The 18,856-nt window shown below is 57.6% G+C and carries 14 protein-coding genes; 3 read left to right on the forward strand and 11 right to left on the reverse strand.

Annotated features, from left to right (window positions below; all coding sequences use genetic code 11):
- Positions 1-72 precede the first annotated feature (72 nt).
- The 6 genes from EJ074_RS01015 to EJ074_RS01040 form a co-directional block, all read right to left on the reverse strand.
- Positions 73-2,148: a hydantoinase/oxoprolinase family protein gene (locus EJ074_RS01015; RefSeq protein WP_129552620.1), complete on the reverse strand. Its 2,076-nt coding sequence runs from the start codon at positions 2,146-2,148 to the stop codon at positions 73-75.
- Positions 2,149-2,216: 68 nt separating this feature from the next.
- On the reverse strand, positions 2,217-3,587 hold the full coding sequence (locus EJ074_RS01020; RefSeq protein WP_129552621.1) for an aspartate aminotransferase family protein: 1,371 nt from the start codon (positions 3,585-3,587) through the stop codon (positions 2,217-2,219).
- Positions 3,588-4,163: 576 nt separating this feature from the next.
- Positions 4,164-5,117 (reverse strand): C-terminal binding protein, encoded by a 954-nt coding sequence (locus EJ074_RS01025; protein WP_129552622.1) that lies wholly within the window; start codon positions 5,115-5,117, stop codon positions 4,164-4,166.
- Positions 5,118-5,241: 124 nt separating this feature from the next.
- A complete protein-coding gene (gene gloA / locus EJ074_RS01030) occupies positions 5,242-5,652 on the reverse strand; it encodes a lactoylglutathione lyase (protein ID WP_129552623.1) in 411 nt (136 codons plus the stop codon).
- 243 nt (positions 5,653-5,895) lie between these two features.
- Positions 5,896-6,312 (reverse strand): hypothetical protein, encoded by a 417-nt coding sequence (locus EJ074_RS01035; protein WP_129552624.1) that lies wholly within the window; start codon positions 6,310-6,312, stop codon positions 5,896-5,898.
- A 4-nt stretch (positions 6,313-6,316) separates the two neighbouring features.
- On the reverse strand, positions 6,317-7,975 hold the full coding sequence (locus EJ074_RS01040) for a GMC family oxidoreductase (protein ID WP_129552625.1): 1,659 nt from the start codon (positions 7,973-7,975) through the stop codon (positions 6,317-6,319).
- Positions 7,976-8,781: 806 nt separating this feature from the next.
- Here EJ074_RS01040 and EJ074_RS01045 point away from each other — a divergent pair.
- Positions 8,782-9,612, forward strand: a complete 831-nt coding sequence (locus tag EJ074_RS01045) for a putative hydro-lyase (RefSeq protein ID WP_129552626.1) — start codon at positions 8,782-8,784, stop codon at positions 9,610-9,612.
- 131 nt (positions 9,613-9,743) lie between these two features.
- A complete protein-coding gene (locus EJ074_RS01050) occupies positions 9,744-10,637 on the forward strand; it encodes a LysR family transcriptional regulator (RefSeq protein WP_129552627.1) in 894 nt (297 codons plus the stop codon).
- A gap of 620 nt (positions 10,638-11,257) precedes the next feature.
- Here EJ074_RS01050 and EJ074_RS01055 read toward each other — a convergent pair.
- From EJ074_RS01055 to EJ074_RS01065, 3 genes are read right to left on the reverse strand one after another with little or no spacing between them, the layout of a single operon-like run.
- A complete protein-coding gene (locus EJ074_RS01055; RefSeq protein WP_129552628.1) occupies positions 11,258-12,379 on the reverse strand; it encodes an extracellular solute-binding protein in 1,122 nt (373 codons plus the stop codon).
- A 12-nt stretch (positions 12,380-12,391) separates the two neighbouring features.
- Entirely contained in the window at positions 12,392-13,537 is a 1,146-nt protein-coding gene (locus EJ074_RS01060; protein ID WP_129552629.1) for an ABC transporter ATP-binding protein, read from the reverse strand.
- A 30-nt stretch (positions 13,538-13,567) separates the two neighbouring features.
- Positions 13,568-15,274 (reverse strand): ABC transporter permease subunit, encoded by a 1,707-nt coding sequence (locus tag EJ074_RS01065; protein WP_129552630.1) that lies wholly within the window; start codon positions 15,272-15,274, stop codon positions 13,568-13,570.
- Between the two features lie 327 nt (positions 15,275-15,601).
- On the opposite strand from EJ074_RS01065, the gene EJ074_RS01070 reads away from it, so the two are divergent.
- Positions 15,602-16,468, forward strand: coding sequence for a helix-turn-helix transcriptional regulator (locus tag EJ074_RS01070; protein WP_129552631.1), 867 nt, complete (start codon positions 15,602-15,604; stop codon positions 16,466-16,468).
- 112 nt (positions 16,469-16,580) lie between these two features.
- On the opposite strand, the gene EJ074_RS01075 is transcribed toward EJ074_RS01070, so the two are convergent.
- A complete protein-coding gene (locus EJ074_RS01075) occupies positions 16,581-16,928 on the reverse strand; it encodes a RidA family protein (RefSeq protein WP_129552632.1) in 348 nt (115 codons plus the stop codon).
- A gap of 28 nt (positions 16,929-16,956) precedes the next feature.
- Positions 16,957-18,057, reverse strand: coding sequence for an FAD-dependent oxidoreductase (locus tag EJ074_RS01080; protein ID WP_129552633.1), 1,101 nt, complete (start codon positions 18,055-18,057; stop codon positions 16,957-16,959).
- Positions 18,058-18,856 lie beyond the last annotated feature (799 nt).

Here is an 18,856-nt window from a genome sequence, read left to right on the forward strand (position 1 = left end):
CGGCACCAGAAGGGCTGCCATGCGCGCCAGGCGCTGCGTGGCCCGCGATAACCAAACAGATGGCGCGCCTTTTCAACCCGCCACGCCATGTGCGATATCGACATGATAATTGCCTGCATCCGTCATGACGAGCTTATCGCCCATACCAAGAATGAGTGTTGTGGTGGCTTCCTCGATAATGGCCGGCCCGACCAGTTGCTGGCGTGAGGTCAGCGCCGTGCCGTCGTAGACGGGGGTGTCAACAAAGCCGACTTTCCTGTCGATCCATACCGGGCGGCGCGAATGCGCTACCGGATCGGAAACCAGCGGAGAATCCTTTGCCAGATCGAGCGCATCCAGCTTGCCTATCGCTGCCAGTCGCAGATTGACGATCTCGATGGCGCCGGCGGGCTGCACGTAGCCGAAAAGGCGTTGATAGGCCTGTTCGAAGGCTGCCCGTATTGCGCTCCCCTCGGTCGAAGCGCACTCCACGGCAATAGTCCACTGCTGGCCGAAATAGCGTAGATCATAGGCCCGCCTGAGCTGGGCCTTGCTTCCAGTGAACCCCTCACGAGCGAGAACTTCGCTCGCTTCGGCCTGGATCGCCTCGAACGCATCCTCAAGCCGGTCCGGCCCCGACACCGCCTTATTGTCGAGATCCTTGAGCCAGCTTCTTACGAAGTCGTGGCGAAGGTCGGAATTGCACATACCGAATGCGCAGAACACGCCTGCAAGCCTCGGGATATAAAGGCTTGGGCTGCCGAGCAATCGTGCTGTGGAGGGACCATGCAAAGGACCGGCGCCACCGGCGGCGACAAGAGTGAATGTCCTTGGATTGTAGCCCTTTTCCAGGGAGGCCTGCTCCACTGCATGAAGGATGTTCTGCTCGACGAGTTGGATGATGCCGGCCGCGGCATCGGTGACACTGAGACCCAGCGGTTTGGCGACATGGGTTTCAATCGCCTCTACCGCCTTTTCCAGGCTCAAGCTTATCGCGCCGCCTGCATAGGGACCCGGCTTGAGCCGGCCCAGCACAAGCTGCGCATCAGTCACGGTGGGACGTTCGCCGCCACGACCATAACACGCGGGTCCCGGCGTCGAGCCAGCCCCTTCCGGGCCGGCCTTCAGGAGGCCCGCACCATCCACGGATGCAATCGTGCCGCCGCCGGCGCCCACGGTGTGGATATCGACGGAAGGAATGTTCAGGTGGTAGCCGTCGACCACGATCTGATCGGTCATGGAGACCATGCCGTGCTGCATCAACGTGACGTCGCAGCTCGTTCCGCCGACCTCGATCGAAATCAGGTGTTCCGATCCGGTATCCTGGCCAAAGAACTTCAACGAGCCGACGCCTGCGGCGGGTCCAGATAGAACCAGGCTCGCGGGTGCATAGCCGATCTCGTCGATAGAAATCGCTCCGCCGTTCGACTGGATCATCAAAAGCTTACGCGGCAGCCCTAACGCGGCGAGCCGCGCGGCCAGGCTCTCCAAATATGGGACAACCCGTCGCGAGACATATGCATTGACGACGGTCGTGGAGGTTCTCTCGTACTCGCCAATCGTCGGCGAGATTTCCGACGATGCGGTGACCCAGACATCGGGAAGATGTTTCTTGAGCTCGGCCTTGGCTGCCCTCTCATGGGCCGGATTGGCATAAGAATGCAGGAAGCAGATCGCTACTGCCTCGACACCCTCTTCCGCAAAGATGCGCGCCGCCGCGGCGACGCTCTTAGGGTCGAAGGGGATGCGTACCGAACCATCATGTTCCACTCGCTCAGTCACCGGCAGACGCAAATAGCGGGGAACCAGAACCTCTGGGAAGGGCCGTCTATGGTCCCAGACGTTCTCGCGAATGGATCTGCGGATCTCCAGCGAATCGCGAAAACCTTCGGTGACGAGAAGCCCGACCTTCGCGCCCTTCTTTTCGAGCAACGTGTTGGTGGCTATCGTTGAGCCGTGAACGAACAATTCTGTATTGGAAAGGAACGTCGACACGTCGGTGGCCAAAGCTTCGGCCGCCAGTCGGACCGCGTTGAGCACACCCTCCGTTGGATCAGACGGCACCGAGGGGGCCTTGAATGCCCGCACGGCCCCTCGGGCGTCTACCATGACCAGATCGGTAAATGTACCGCCGATATCAACTCCGACGCGGTAGGGTGCAACTAACATTGGTGTCCATTTATCCTTGCTTGGGATTCGCTATATGCGCTGTCTTCGCAAATGCTGGGTAGCAGCCTTCAGGCTGCCGCATCCGGGCGGCTGCCAAGCTCCCTTTGAACGACTTTTATGAGCTTTTCCGCGATCGAATGGACCTCGGATTCGGTCATGGGTGTCGAAAGCGCTCCCGAACAGTTCGGCGTAAGCAGGACGTTTTCATCAAGCATTGCCAGGTGGATACGGCGGATCTGCTTGGCAGTTTGTGCGTCGGCAAACGCGCTGCGGTAGCCTGTAACCTCGCCTGGACCCACATGCAGCCGGAACAATGATCCCATGCCGGTTACCGTTGCGGCCACACCAGCTTTGGCAAAGCCTTGGCGAAGCTCCGCCCGAAGCTTGTCGCCGAGTGCGTTCATCCGATCCACAGCCGATCGCGAGTAGTGCGTAAGCGAGGCAAGACCCGCCGCCATACTCAGCGGATTGGCGCTGAAAGTACCGCCCATCGATACCTTGGGTTTGCCGGCCGAATGATCGAAGACGGACATGTGCCGGGCCAATCCGGAGACCGCTCCAATAGGCAATCCACCGCCGATGATCTTGGCCGTGGTCACCAAGTCAGGCTCCAGGCCGAAAAGCGGCGAAGCTCCCTCAAACGACAGGCGGAAGCTGATCACTTCGTCAGCGATCAAAAGTATGCCGTCCCGGCGGCACGCCTCCTGTACAACAGCAGCCGTATCCTTCGAAATCGGCACCGTGCCGGCCCGCGAGGCGTGGGGATCTATGATGACGGCAGCCAGCGTAGCGCCTTCGCGTCGCAGAATTTCGGCGCAACGCTGAGGATCGTCATAAGGCAGCACCAGCGTCTCCCGCAGCACGGAGTCCGGTGTGCCGGCGTTGCAACGCACCGATGCGGGATCACCGTTGTTGTCGTTCCAGTTGGCGGGCGTCGGATCGAGGCTCACCTCAACCCAGTCATAGGCTCCGTGATAGCAACCTTCGAATTTTGCAATTCGCTCACGGCCGGTTATGCCGCGCGCGCCCTTGACTGCGGCAAGCACAGCTTCAGTCCCGGAGTTGCAAAACCGCGTCTGCTCCATCCTCGGGTTCCTGGCCGCCAGCGTTTCGGCAAGCAAGATCTCGCTCTCGGTGGGCATCCCGAAGGCCGTCCCCTTCACCATCGCGGCACGAACAGCGTCGAGAACCGGCTCGAACGCATGGCCATGAATAAGCGAAAAGAAGTTGTTGGCGCAGTCCAGAAGCCGCCGACCATCCACGTCAACGACCCAGCACCCCTCGCCGCGAGCAGCGTATGGCGGATGCGGCTGAAACCAGGAGGCTGCACGCATCGACCCGCCCGGAACCACTTTCCTCTCTCGCAAGAACGCGGTCTCGGAGCGCTTGCCGATTGCCGAATCGACCGCACCTCCGTTTTGACCCAGCCCGAGATTCATCCTGCTCTCCATCCGCTAGTAAAGCTTGAGCAGTGAACACTATGATCCAGACTGTTGTCAACAGGATCATGTGATCCAAGGCGGGATTCTTTTTGCCTGAGAGCGATGTCGTCACCCCTCGTGCCAGGGAGGGGGCCGCGCCCCTTCTCCGATTTAAACCAACAAGCACGTACAAAGCGGAAGCGCCGAAATGCCGGCCAGGGGACCAAAGTTTCATTTCGGCGCTGGAGAAAGTTCGTGGCCCTGAGACCGGTTCAACAGGGCGGCCGCAGGAGCATCAGCATAGCGCCGCCGTCAAGCGGGATGCGGGACCGACAGCCCCCGGCGAAGGGCGCCGTACGAGAGTTTGATTTCATCGAACGCAGGTGATGGGTCGTCAGACTGCGCGCGACCCCATGCTGCGCCTGGGTTTAACGAGGCGACTGCCTGGACCGAATTGATCCGACTGCCTGGAAGATCGCGTCCGCGGTCTGTCGGGCGAGCGCTATGTCTAACTGGCCCTTCTGTCGTCAGTATTGTTAGAATGCCACCGCCATGGCAGAACCAGATGGCCAGTGACAGGACGCCAACCGAAGATCAGGCCGTCACGAGATCTGGAAGCGCTTCACCTGATAGGGCACGTCTTGCCCTCTCAACAGCTTGTTCCTGCAATGCATCGAGCGAGGTGTTGGAGCGCCAGGCCACATGAGGTGTGAACACCGTATTGGGGGCCTCGCGCAACGGATGGCTGGGTGACAAGGGCTCTTGTGCAAACGTGTCAAGCCCTGCGCCCGCGATCTTGCCAGCGGAAAGGGCTGCGGCCAAGGCGTCCTCGTCGATCAATCCGCCGCGCGAGACGTTGACGACCACCGCGTTGCGCCGCATGCGCTCCAGCACTTCGGCCGAAATGAGATGGCGGGTCTGCTCGCTGAGAGGCAGATGGAGAGACACGACATCCGACTCCTCCAGAACCTGCTTCAAAGTTGCGGCAGGAATATTGGAGAAGGTTGCCATTGGATCGTAGGCATGGACCTTGGCGCCGATAGCCGCCCACCAATTTGCGACCAGTCGTCCGATGCGTCCCATTCCGACGACACCTACTTGCAGGTTCGATAGCTTCGGTGCATCCAGACCGATGACGCCCGCCCACTCGCCCGACCTTATGGCCGCCTGGCCCTGCGGGATGCGTCGAGCCAGGCTCAATCCCATCGCCAGCGCATGCGATGCCACTTCCTCGGATGCCGTATCGGGAACGATCGTTACCGGAACCCCTACGCGAGATGCCGCGGTAACATCGATGTTGTCGTAGCCAACACCATAGCGCACGACTGCCTTGCAGCGTCGCAATAGCCCAAATTCATCGGCAGTCATCTTCGCATAGGGCGTGACCATCACCACCTCTGCGTCAGCCATACGACTGCGAAATGAGGCCTGATCCTCCGCAACCACGATCTCGCGACCCAAGCTCTCAGCCAAAGCACGTTCCCTGTTGAGGTTCGGGAATCGATGGGGAGCGACAAGGATACTCCCCTTCTCGTTTGCCATTGCCATATTACGAAATCTCCGCTTTTCATTCGATTCATTTGGCGGGGCTTGGGCAGCGCTGCGGCCAAGCCTTGGCAGCCCCTGCTGAAGCTGTTGTGCCGGATCGCAAAACTGCGGAATTGGCCAACCGTTAACTTATCGTGTCGAGGTCGATCAGCTCGATCTTGTATCCGTCGGGATCCTCCACGAAGGCAATCACGGCCGTGCCGTGCTTCATGGGACCAGCCGGACGAGGAATCCGAGCGCCGCTTGCCTGCAGTTCCTCACATATGCCGTAGATATTCCTCACGCCAAGCGCGATGTGCCCATAGCCGGTACCAAGATCGTAGGGCGTTTCTTGATCCCAGTTATGCGTCAATTCGATGACCGCATGGGTCTCTTCCGGACCATAGCCCACAAAAGCGAGAGTGAACTTGCCTTCTGGAAAGTCCATCTTGCGCAACAGCTTCATACCGAGGAGGCGGGTGTAGAAGTCTATTGATTTTTCGAGATCTTTCACCCGCACCATCGTGTGCAGCACACGAAATTTCGGTTCACTCATCTTGTTTTCCTTTGTGACTAGCCGGCTTCGGCTTGGGCACTTTGTTATGAGGGGAGCTTACTTCTCGCACCGCCAGAACGCTGACGCCCGATCTGACTTTCAACGCTGGCGGGCTGGCAGCGATCAGCATCGCCCACCATAGGTTCCCGTTAGCTGCCGCTCCGGGGTCCATCCGACCTCACGCTGTCGCCCAAACCGCTGGCTGTCCTTAACGCTTCGAAACGTCTGCGCGGGCCACATGCTTCAGGCGACGTCGACATAGACCGAGCCTCTTGCCTGGACACGTTCTATGGCCTCCATGATCTCGTCGTAGTCGGGCGTCTCGTGAAGCGCTTCCTGTCCCGGATAGCGCAGTTTCCGGTTGACTGTTTCGTCCAGGAAATAGGCTCCCGCAATCAGGAACGAGATCGTGTGGAAATCGTCGGAACCCAGAGCTCGAATCGCGTCCAACGGGCTGCTTGGGCAAGTCTCAGGCAAACGCGACAAGGCCAGGAAAAATGACGGCGCCAGGTCATGACGCTCTTTAAGGGCACGCGGCAGCAGACGTTCGGGCACGCCGGCCTCTGTGGCGGAAGGCATGCCGGATTTCGAGTCTGACGGAATCAAGGTGTCCGCCACCCATGCGATCCTGGATTGAAAATCATTGATGTTGTGGGTCATGGCCTTAGGATCCAACGCGCAGAGCCTCGGCAGCCTTACTGACTGGCTGCGAGCGTCTGTTTTCAATGATGGCCTCAGAGTTCCGCAGTGCCAGCGCGGCAACCGTTCCAGTCGGATTTACCGCTCCGGATGTAGGCATGACGCTTCCGTCCATCACGAAAAGGTTGGGTACGTCATGTGACCGGCCGAAGGCATCGACAACGGAGTTGCGTGGATCCTCGCCCATGCGCACCGATCCCAGAATATGCCAGCCGGTCTCTCGTTGAAGCGGCATCACCGCCGTTTCGTAGGCACCAGCCTCCCTCATGGACTCAACGGCGCGCTCCTGGTTGTAGTGCAAGAGATCCCAGGTGTTTTGCGAGGCCTTGTAGGTGATCTTCGCGGCAGGCATACCGTCGGCGTCGGTCAGGTCGGGATCGAGCGAAACCATGTTGTCTTCGCTCGGAAGGTCCTCAGCCATGATGCCCCAGTATGCTGAACGCCCGAACCGCTTTTGCACGGTAGGATGAAAGTTCTCACCCCATACATCGCTGTTTCCGCCCCAGGGCCAGGTGCCTACCGTTGCGAGCGCGCCGCCCATTCCCATCAGTTGCCACTTTGCGCCTCGGTAGAAGTTCGTGTCTTTACGCGTCTCGGCGAATTCCAGCGAGTATGACCGCTGCCCGTAGGGTCCTTGCCAATTTTCAAAGAAGTCATCGAACAGGCCACTCACCGTGCCATAGGGGTGCATCATCAAGCGTTTGCCCACCAGACCTGAGGAATTGGCCAATCCATCTGGATGATCTTTCGAAGCGGAATTGAGAAGGAGCCTTGGCGTGCCGACGCCGTTGGCAGAAACGATAACGGTTCGACCTGGCTGGAAATGAGCGCGCCCCGTTCCTCTGTCGACATAAGTGACGCCTGTTGCGAGGCCGTCAGATCCGGTCTCGACGCGCAATACACGGGCGTTCTGCACGAGCTTCACACCGAGCCTGATACATGTAGGCCAATGCGTCCGGTCAACCGAGGCCTTGGCGCCATCGAAGCAACCCCATGTGCAGGCACCGCGACGCACGCAAGGAAGAAGCCCGTTATGCTTGACCGTCGCGATCGAATTGCTGCCAGGCCACCAATGCCATCCCAGCCGGTCATGGGCGGCCGCAAGCTTGCGGTCCATCTGCGTTAATGGGAACGGCGGCAGCGGTATCTCGTACCCTGGAGGATATGCAGGGTCGCCCCCTACGCCGGACACAGCAAAATCATTCTCGACGCGCGTGTAATAAGGTTCGAGATCAGCATAGGTCAAAGGCCAGTCGTCGGCGATTCCGTCAACGGTCCGGACCCGGAAATCACTTGGCTTGAGTCGATGCCACGCAGCTGCATAGAGGACTGAACTTCCGCCGACCCCATTCCACATCAGCGGTTCGACGTCTGAATCGACAACGTTGACGGGGTAATCCGACGGCGCCATGCGCCGCCTGGGATTGGAGGCAAAATATTGGTTCTTGGTCAGTTCGAATTCGAAGCCGGAGTGCCGCAGCTTCGTGTAGTCGGGATATTCGCCCTGTTCCAGACAGATAACGGACATGCCCTCTTCCGCAAGACGCCTTGCGGCTACCGCCCCGGATGGCCCGGCACCGACGATAACGACGTCATAGACAGTCGTACGTTCTTTATGCGTCATCTAGGCCCAATCCTCGTTTGCCCGTCAGGGGACTAAAAGCACCACCCCGGAGTAGTTCCGTTGCACCAGATGCCGTCAGCGCCAAGGCGATGACGGCCAAACAGCGATTTCACAAACAGCGGCGGTCGTAGCCGGATCGCGAAGCTCCCCCTGTCGCCGCGCTCGCCAGAGGGGGCCAACGCCAGGTTCGCCTGGAACCATCTTTCCTCCCGCCCTACACCCATCGTGCATTTTTGCGCGGCTGCTGGCGTTTCTGCCCGTCGTTGCATTAGCTCGGGGGCGAGTAAACAACATGATCCAGATCATTGTCAAGTGGATCATATGATCCTTGATGTGGGTTTCCCCGAGCTGTCACTGCTGCCTGGCACCATGCGCAATTGATGCGCTAATTGCGTTGGGAGGTAGGTCGCCAGTGACATCCTGCAGGGTGCAGATACGCACGCCTGTCCCCTTGTCGGAACTCTCTTTGAAATTGTGGCTCTGCATCGAACCATGTCTGTCGTTTCAGGTGCCTTTCGCCTGTGCAGTGACCCGCATGGGCTTTTCACTTCAACTGCGCGGGTATCTGATCGTCATCGAAATGCGGCGGCCTATCTTTTCAACAGCTGGAACTAACTGGCGCCGCCCAGATTCGAAATCCGAAGACTCCACGATCCGAACGCAGCCTCAGACCGCGTTTGAATTTCACCAATCTTGCCTGATCAAGAATTTCTATCTGAGGTCATCCAATATTGAGATTTGACGCTGTCCGCTTCCACGACAAATCCTCTTGCTCAAAGAAAGACTAGGAGAGGTTCAGGCGGGCCATGCTAAAAAAGGACGAATCGATCGCGAAGCGCAATTCCCGAGCAATTCGAGCCGATATACGCGCCGGCCGCATAGCCCATCAGACCTCAGGCATGGCCGCGGGTTTTGCGCAAGGCAACTTGGTCATATTGCCCAAGTTCTGGGCGGCCGATTTTCTGCGGTTTTGCCAGGCAAATCCCAAGCCGTGCCCGTTGCTTGCGGTGGGCAAGCCGGGGGACCCGGGCTTGCCGAGCCTGGGCGCGGGCATCGACATTCGCTTGGATGTGCCAAGCTACAGGATCTTTCGGGAAGGCAGACTGGTCGAGGAAACGCCAGATATTACGGCTCACTGGCGCCCGGATTTCGTGTCCTTCGTAATCGGGTGTTCCTTCTCATTCGAATGGGCCCTGCAGAACGCCGGAATCGCTGTGCGTCATATCGATCTTGGTCGCAATGTGCCGATGTTCCGCACAAACATCGACTGCTTGCCCGCAGGCCGTTTCTCAGGGAAGCTTGTCGTGTCGATGCGTCCCATGAAGCCGCTGGCCGCGATCCGCGCAATAGAAATCACCTCGCGTATGCCTCAGGTTCACGGAGCGCCGGTGCACTTTGGCGATCCGTCGGCAATCGGGATAGAGGATCTTGCCCGGCCGGACTATGGCGATGCAGTACCGGTACACGAAGGTGAAATTCCGCTCTTCTGGGCTTGTGGCGTAACACCGCAAGTGGCGCTGGCAGAGGCAAAGCCACCAATTGCTATCACCCATAGCCCGGGCTGCATGCTCATCACAGATATCCGTGAAGAAGACCTGCTGAATGGCCGCTTCCAATTTGAGCCGGCTTCCGTGTGAGAGGTTGGGGAGAGGAGTTATGTTGATTGGGCCTCGAAGGCGTCTAGCACGTCTGCGGGACGCGACCTGTTGATTTTTGGCTTGGGTTCTCTCACTCCATGGGGCTAACTAGTCCACAGGAAGGGGAACTCATGATAGACCTGCGGACGCTCGAGACGTTTTATGTGGTAGCGCAGACCGGGGGATTTCATCGGGCGGCCGAGAAACTGAACACCACGCAGCCGGCCGTCTCGGCCAGGATTGCCCAACTCGAACAAGAACTCAAAGTCAGACTTCTCGAGCGCGACAAGCGCGGCAGCCACCTCACAGCCAAAGGGCGGGAGCTCTTGGGTTATGTCGAACGGATAATGGCGCTTCGAACCGAGATGGTGATGGCGGTCGCCGGCCGCGACGGGCTCGGCGGGACAGTCCAACTCGGTGTGTCGGAAACCATCGTGCACACTTGGCTGCCGGATTTGCTCAAACGCCTCAACCAGGAGTACCCGTCCATAACACTGGAAATCAGTGTTGACGGATCAGCCAATCTGGCCACGGCGCTGACGGAGGGCACTATCAATGTCGCCTTGCTTATTGGACCGGTCAACGCCGGCAATGCGACAAATCTGCCCCTTTGCGATTATCCCCTCAGTTGGATCGTGCCAGCACAATTGCCGCTAAAGGCAAGCCCGGTGACGCTGGAGGACCTGACGGCATTTCCAATCATCACCTTTGCTCGCCGCACCCGGCCGTATTGGCAATTGCTTGAGCTATTCGAGAAGGCGCATTTGCACAAGGTCCGCCTTTTCGCCAATTCCTCGCTCTCTTCGATCATCCGGATGACCCTCGACAGCATTGGTGTGGCCGCGATCCCAAGCCAAGTGGTCGCTGAACATCTCGCGACCGGGGAATTACGCGTCGTCGAAACCGGACACGAGATGCCTGTGCTGTCATTCACGGCCAGTTTCTTCAAGCGCGCCGACATGCCCCTGAACTCGATCGTGGCCGACATCGCTCAACAGGTCGCGGCCCAGCATAGCACCAAGTGACGCATGGCAGCGGCAATCGGCTGCCGCGATCTCAACTGGAAACTGTCGGCAGCTATCGTTTTTTTACAGGCACACCCAGCAACCCGGACCAAAGCGCGTCATATATTTCGACCTTGGTCTCGGCGGTTTCGGCCTGCCTCTCCACGCTGTGCGCGAGCAAGTTGCCTAAAGCTGTCGAGACGCGCCAATCAAAGAGCGCCCCATCCATCAAACAAAGTGAGAGAACGATCGACACAGCAGCCAGATATCGTGTCTGTCTCATGCCGGCTTCCAAACGGCCCTCCCGCGCGCCATGCAGAATTTATCGCACTGTACATCCCGAAAATGCCATATGTCAACGTTTACATAGCCTCGCGCATTTGCGCGGATGAGATCGACCGGGCCTCCCCGATGGCGCTTTTATGCCGCCGGGCGTAACAACAATAACGCCGACATCGAAGCGCCATTTCAATACGAAGCCCGTTCCGATGCCTCCGAGCATGTTTGGTAGCATGAAACCAATTATCGCAGGCCGATTGGATCCTTGCCTCATTGAGGTGACCTTGCCAAAGCGGTTCTCCTCATTTTGACGAATTTGCTCCAAAAGCCTGATCACTATGGGCGGCCGTCATTCAGCTGACCTATTGCTGCAGCCACGCGTTAAGACGCTCGGTGAGCGAAGGCAGATTCTCTTTATAGTATGAGGAATCCTCCCTTATAGCGGTTTTAAGGTTTTCTCCCCCGACCAGATAGGATCTGACATTAGCTGGGTAATCGGTGAGTGAGAGTCCCTTGATGTTGGTGGCGTATGGCACGCGAGAGACGAAATTGATCTGGCCCTTCTTGTCCAAAATCCACATGGCGATCGCTGCCTGACCGGCCCGATCATTAGGCGCTCCCTTTGGAACGGCCAACACCGCAGTGCTGTACAGCGCCTGGTTCCAAGACAAACCGATAGGTGCATGATCCTCATTCACCGCACCTGCGATGCGTCCGTTCCAACTGACCCCGATTTGACATTCACCCGTCGTCAGATACTGAATGCCTTGGGCACCGCTACTCCACCAGACGATCTGATCTTTGATGGTATCCAGTTTCTTTAGTGCTCTATCGACGTCCAGCGGGTAGAGTTGGTCAGGTTTGACGCCGTCGGCAAGCAAAGCGGATTCGAAGGTTGCCCCGGTCTGAGCATTCTTAAACATACAGCGCTTGCCAGGGAATTTTTTGAGATCGTAAAAATCCGCCCAGCTTCCGGGGTGTGGACCCGACATGGGAAACGCTTGCGTGTTCCAAATCATTTGGATGCTGTAATTCATCATTCTGATGCCGTAATCGTCCACATCGGCGGGGTCGAGTTGGTCGAGCGGGATCAATGACCGGTCAAGCTTCTCCAGATAACCTGCAGCTTTGGCTCTTTCCAACTCCGACGTGCCCGGCAACTCAATTAGCGACCAGGGGGGCGGATTTCCGGTTTGCATCCAGGCGTAAAACTTGGTCGGATCAGGATAGACGTCCGAGCGAAATCGGACTCCGGTAAGATCCGCAAATCTGCTAAAGACCGTAGCGTTGCGGGCTTCGGTCGTTGGGCCGCCACTGGTGTCGTAGAACAACACTTCCCCTTTCAAGCCATCGAACGTCTTTTCCGGAAAGGTTGCTTTGGGGAATTCATCGCTGTTGCGCGACTGTGCCGCGGCGCCTGTTGCCAATGACGCCAAACCAGCCACGACGATTGCCGCAATCGTGGAACGACTGACAATATGCATTGGTATCTCCTCCTAGATTATTTTCTCACTTTGCGCAGGAAAGGCTCTGGGCGATCCGAACTGCCACGCTATTTCGACGAAGCATCCGTCCTCGAATTCCTCGTCACGCGAGCCATCAAGCTCTGCCTCCAAGTCAATTCCGCTCGCCTCTAACTTCAGCCTCAGCCGATTTCCCAAGAATGTGCGGGATCGCACGAAGCCACCGACGAAAGTAGCCGGTGCACCGGAACGGGATTGCATCGACTTACAGCGCTTTACGGAAATCTGCTCAGGACGCACCACAACAACGACTGGCATACCAGCTGTTGCGCCGTCCGCGGGGACCGCGTCAATCACAAGTCCACCTACATCGACACGGCCTGCCCCACCTGATATCTCCCTTAACAGACCCTTCATCCGGCAGGTTTCGCCCACAAAATTGGCGACGAAAAGGTTTGTCGGATCACGGTATATGGTTCGAGGACTATCGAGTTGGAGGACCCTGCCAGCCTCCATGACAGCAATCCTGTCCGACAGCAGAAATGCCTCGTCCTGATCGTGAGTGACGTAAATGGCCGTGACTTTGGTGTCGCGCTGTATGCGTTTGAGCTCAAGACCGAGCTCTTGACGAAGGCGCCGATCCAACGCTCCGAGAGGCTCGTCCAGCAACAAGAGTTTTGGCGCCGGTGCCAGAGCGCGGGCGACCGCCACGCGCTGCTGCTGGCCACCGCTCAATTCGCTAGGGAACCGGCTCCCCAGAGACGATAGATGCGTGAGCTCCATCATCTCATCGGTGCGAGCTTTTAGCCTAGCGGCCGGGTATCTTCTCAGTTTGAGCCCAAACCCGATATTGTCTCTGACGCTGAGATGCGGAAAGAGCGCATAGTTCTGGAAGACGAAGCCTATGTCGCGCTTTTCTATAGGAAGATGTGTGACATCGCGTCCCCCGATCGACACGGCCCCCTCTGTCGGCTCCGTCAACCCGGCAATGATCCGCAAGAGAGTTGTCTTTCCAGAGCCGCTTGATCCTAAGAGCGTCAAGAATTCACCGTGCCTTACACGAAGACAGATTTCATGGAGCGCGATGAGCTGTCCAAACAGCTTCTTCACAGATCGGATATCGAGAGCCGCGGATTCAAGCGGTCTTGTAGGATTGAGTTCTCGCACGCTGATCGTCACGGTCTAATCCTCATCAAAAGTTAGTGGCGTTCATCTTACTTGCTGAACGCGTATCGCCATCCCAAGCACCACCAGGGCAATCAGCAGCGTCGCAAGCGCAGGAACCACCGGCTCAACGCCGCTTTGGAGATACGAAAAGATTCTGACCGGCAGTGTCTTGTTGAAGCTGGTCTGGAACAGGGCGATCACAGCTTCGTCCCATGAGGTCACGAAGCTAATAATCAGCGACCCCAGCAAGGACCCTTTGATATTGGGAATTGTCACACTCCAAAATGCGCGGGTTCTTGACGATCCAAGTGCGCGTGCCGCCGCTTCGAGATCTGGATCGAAATCATCGAGGGCGGATGAGAGAACCGCGAACGCAAGCGGGATTGCAATCACCATGTGAAGCGGCACCAGCCCGCAAATCGAATCAAGCAGGCCGAGGCGCGTTTCCACGTCGAACATCCCAATTGCCAAAAGGATGATCGGCACCACCAGTGGCGCGTAGACGGCGGTCTGCATCACGGCGCGCAGAAATCGGGAACGGAACCCTGAAACCGCACGAGCAAGTCCCAAGGCAACTAGCGTTGAAAGGATCGCCGTCAGCAGTCCGACTGCCAGGCTCCTGCCTATGGCGTGAATCCAATCAGGATCATGAAAGATGTCTTGGTACCATTTGAACGTCCATCGTTCAGGAGGGAAATGGATAATGCGGGAGGCGCCAAACGATGTGAGGATGGTTACGATCAGCGGAAGCAATAAGAATGTGATCGACGCTGCGGCAACGCACCACAACAACGTCACCGTGGCGGAGAACTTGAGTTTTTCAGTCCCGCTGGTTCCCTTCGTTCCAGACGAAGACGGCCTAATAAGTTGTGAGAGCCCAGCCAGCCTGATGACGATCAGGTAACCTAACAGAGAGATGACAAGCAGCAGAACGCCGATCGCGCTTGCCACTCCCCAACGAAAAACCGAAATCTGCTGCTGGATGTAAAGGGCGACGGTCAGCCCACTGGCCCCACCGAGCACCGCCGGGGTCAGAAAGAACCCGAGCGATAATACAAAAACGAGCGTGCACGCGCTTGCGACGACCGGCTTGATCTGCGGCAAAAACACCTGGACGAACGCCTGACCTGGCGTAGCGCCTGTTGCGCGGGCAGCCAGAAGAATGGCCGGGTCTACACGTATCATGCCCGAATAGAGGATGATGATCATGAATGGCAAAAGATAGTTTGTCATTCCTATGACGGTTGCTGTCGTATTGAACAGCAGCTCCAGCCGACCAGCCCCCATCGCTATCAACACCGAATTGACCAGCCCATCGCGGCCCAGAATTATCGTCAGCGAAAAAAGCCGAACCAGAACTGACACCCAGAAAGGCAGGAAAATCAGCGTGGTTAATATCGTTGCCGGCGTTCTCGACAGCTTTGAGATCAAATATGCGGTTGGAAATCCGAGCGTGAAACATGCCACTGTGGTGTACGCTGAGACTGCGAACGTCCTGGCCACCACGCTGCGCAGCACCGAACTCGACAGAACCTCAATATAGTTTTGCAGAGTGATGCCGCCCCCATTTGGCGCCGGGCTGTCCAATGTGAGGCTGCGCGTGACTACCAGTGCTAAAGGTAGAACGAAAAATACAGCGGTTAAGGCCAGGTACGGGGCCATCAACAGCGCTTTTGTTGTTCCAGCTGCTGGAAGGCGAGCGATGCTCGGCAAGGGCTGCCAGCCAAGCTTTTGCTGAAATGCGGACAAAGCTACCTTTCCTTCAACCCTTGCTGCACGGTTTCTTTTTCGGAAGAGCCGTCAGAGCAGCGGACGGAGGAACCGCCGTCACGTCGACGAATGCACGGATTATTCGTACGGGCCGCCAGCGGCTCGGTCTGGTCTGATCAGGTGCGCGGCACTTTCCCGGGACTCGCTGCCAACAGTCCAATCGCTCATCACGACCTCGTGCCGCTTTCGAGTGCGAACGTTGCTTAAGGGCATGCTTGCACGGCAGGCATCTTGACTCAACGTAAATTGTGTATGCTAACTGCAGCTAATTGCTGCTCTTCCAACTAAAGTTAGCTGCATACTTTCATGACTGACATCCTGGCGAGGCTTCGCCTTATGAGCCCTGAACGGCAGCGCGACTATTGCGCCAATCTTCAGTTCTGCTGCGACCATTATCGCTCTGTGTCTGAGATTTGCCGGCGTCTCAACATCAACCGGCAACAGTTCAATCGCTATCTCGGTGGAACAACGACGCCTTCGCGACACAATCACAAGAAGATCAGTGACTTCTTCGGGCTTGAAGAGGAGGAATTGTTCACACCCCATGATGCTTTCGTTGCATCTTTCAAGCGACGTACGGCTGGACCTCCCTCCCCTTTCGCTCTGGATCGTTTGGAGCCACTTATTCGATCGATTTCGGGGCACAACGCCTCGGCGCTCGAAGAGTACGAAGGGTTCTATTTCAAATATTTCTACACTTTTCTCGGAATTCCCAGCATCAAGCGCGAGCTTGTCTATTGGCGTTACGAAAAGGGAGTTTTTATCTCCTCGACCAAGCAACGTTATCTCGGTCAGGATGAAAGAAGCGCGGCGTCGAGTCGCTACCTTACATTTCGAGGCGTGGTGGGAGCGTTGGATGACAGGCTGTTCGCTCTCGACTTTGATCCGAGGCCGGGAAGCGAGGTTTCGATGATGTTGCTTTACCCAAAGCGTCGGCTGCTGGAACGTCTTGACGGTATGGTGATCGGCCTCGGACATAGCTGGGATCGTCCCATCACCTCAGCCCGGCTTGTAATGGAATATCTCGGGAAGAAGATTGATATTCGCGCTGCGTTGAAGATGCTGGGCGCTGTCGACGCTGATGATGTAGTCATCCCTGCCGCAATCAAGCGGACAATCAAGAACGACATACACAATGACGAAACGCTGTTTCGCGTTCGAAATCCGCCTTGAACAAGCACGGCCATCCGCAACTTGCGGAGGCGCCCCTTCCCAGCCACCGTCCAATCAAGGCTGGATAGAGTTCGACGTTCAGTCCGTATGGTCGCTGCGCTGCAGGGGCTGACTAGCGGCCCGCCGTAAAGGATATCTCGACCAATTCGCCAGGCCCCAACTGGGCCACACCGACGGTTGTTCTCGCCGGCATGTCCGACGGGTTTAGCCACTCGGCCCAGGCCTGGTTCATCTTTGGTTTTTGTGCGAAGTCGGTGATAAAGATGACGGCCGAAAGAAGCTGTTGTTTGCTGGAGCCAGCGCTTGCCAGAATTGAATCGGCCCTCTCGAGCAGATCCTTCGTCTGGACGTACATATCGCCGGTGGTGTCCTTGGCGGTGATGCCGCCCAGATAAAGTGTGCCGTCCTTGGCAACGACGCTGTGCATGATTTCGGATGGGCCGATGCGCTCGATGGCCATGTTCACGAGATCCTTTTGGTTTTTGGCGTTATAAGTAGAAAGCTGCAAGCAGGGGCGAGGCCGGCTCTCCCAGCACTTGGCTGGCCAGCAGGCTTGCCGAATATGGAGCAAGCGTCAGCCCGTTCGCACCCATTCCATTTCCGATGAAAAGGCCAGCAATGCCTGGCGCTGGCCCCAGAAGCGGATTGGACGTGGCGCTAACCGGCCGAAAGCCAACTCTGGTCTCGACTAAAGTGGCTCCTGCGAGACCAGGCGCGACGCGCAAGGCTTCGCGAATGACGTCGTGGATCCCACCAGCGGTAACGCGACAATCAAAACCGGAGCCCGTTTCGCGGGTCGCGCCGACCACGACGCGCGAATCATCGAATGTCACCAGATAGCTGTCGGCATCGGCCGGGTGCAGCACCGGCCAAGGAGCCGTATCGACACCTGGCAGACGCAGGTGAACAATCTGACCACGCTGCGGTTTTACCGGCAAGTTTACGCCAAAGCGTTCCAGCAATTCGGCTGCCCATGCACCAGCCGTGACGACAACCGCATCGGCGTGTAATGTCTCGCCATCCACATTAACACCGACGGCCCGGCCCCGCTCGACGACCAGATTGGCATCCCCACGTCTCCACAAAGCGCCGCGGCGAATAGAGGCTCGTTCCAGTGCTCCTGCCAGAAGGCGTCCGTCCAAGCGGGCGCCTCCAGCAATGTGAAGAGCTGAAAACTGCTTATCAAGCGCTGGAAACAGGTCTTGCGTCTGGGCTGGATCGAGTCGCGAAATCTGACCGACCTGAGGTGCAGCCTCAGCGCGGGCACGGACCAGCGCCTCAGGCCCAGCAAGGGCGTCGGAATCTATGGCCAACAGCATGGCGCCAGTTCGCCGAAAGCCGAGTTCGGTTTCACCTTCCTCAGCCAAAGCCGGAATGAGGTCATCATAATAGGCGGCTGAGCGGTAGGCCAATTCATAGAAGGCCTGGCTATTCTCTCTGTCCAACCACGGACAGATAATGCCTGCTCCTGCCGACGTCGCTCGGCCTGCGTCGCCCCGCTCGACCACGATCACCTGAGCGCGCTTGCACGCTAGATGATAGGCGATGCTCGCACCCACGATGCCTCCGCCGATAACAACGATCCTCATGGCATTTCCTTTGACAACAGGATTCTGACGGTCCTCGGAAAATCCGAATTTGCCACGCGAGCGAACTGCACCGAGCAACAGAGGTGTGCGAACTCAGCGCCGCCGGCGGCAAGGCCAAGCTCCAGTGAAAGACGATCGCACTTCGAGGTCTTGCCAGGCCCAAATCTTGCCGGAAGCGCGCTCGGATAGGGGCTCACCTTGGTACGACTGCGATATCTCGCCGCCCAGAGTCAGTAACCTTGAACCGTGCGAATTCATGTTTGATTGCGATTGCGCCAAGGGATGGTTCCTGCGGCAGATTGTGCACGGGAAATAACCTCGCTCAACCTAAATAGTATGTTCCTTTTTTAGCTATTTGCTGCTGCCACGGCGCAAAGTGAGCAACATTCGGGAGCACCATCCGTTCGACTGGAACTTCGGTTGGTCCGCCGAATACTGAGTGTCAATGCCGGATCGGACGACACCACAATCGTTGCGGCGGCGCGGAAATAGAAGGTCGCTTTTAAGAGCAGCCGGCCCAGAGCGTCGCTTAACGAAGATGCAGGTTGACCCGGATGGCAAACAAGGAGCTCATCCAACCTCTTGCTGCTGCCAGGGCACGGATATAAACGGAAATGTGTACTATGAAGCCGATGCCGACTCGTACTTCGGAGAAAATTATCGAGCAGTCATAAAGTGCACGACGAGAGTCCCCGCCGCGCTTAATCACCAGTCCTACCTCTGGGCACAGTCTCCAACGCAAGCGCCCGCATGCGCGCACAATCCGATGGCCAGCTCAAGATCGCCGTACGGATTTGCG

This window comes from Mesorhizobium sp. M3A.F.Ca.ET.080.04.2.1 (assembly GCF_003952525.1).
GTDB lineage: Bacteria > Pseudomonadota > Alphaproteobacteria > Rhizobiales > Rhizobiaceae > Mesorhizobium.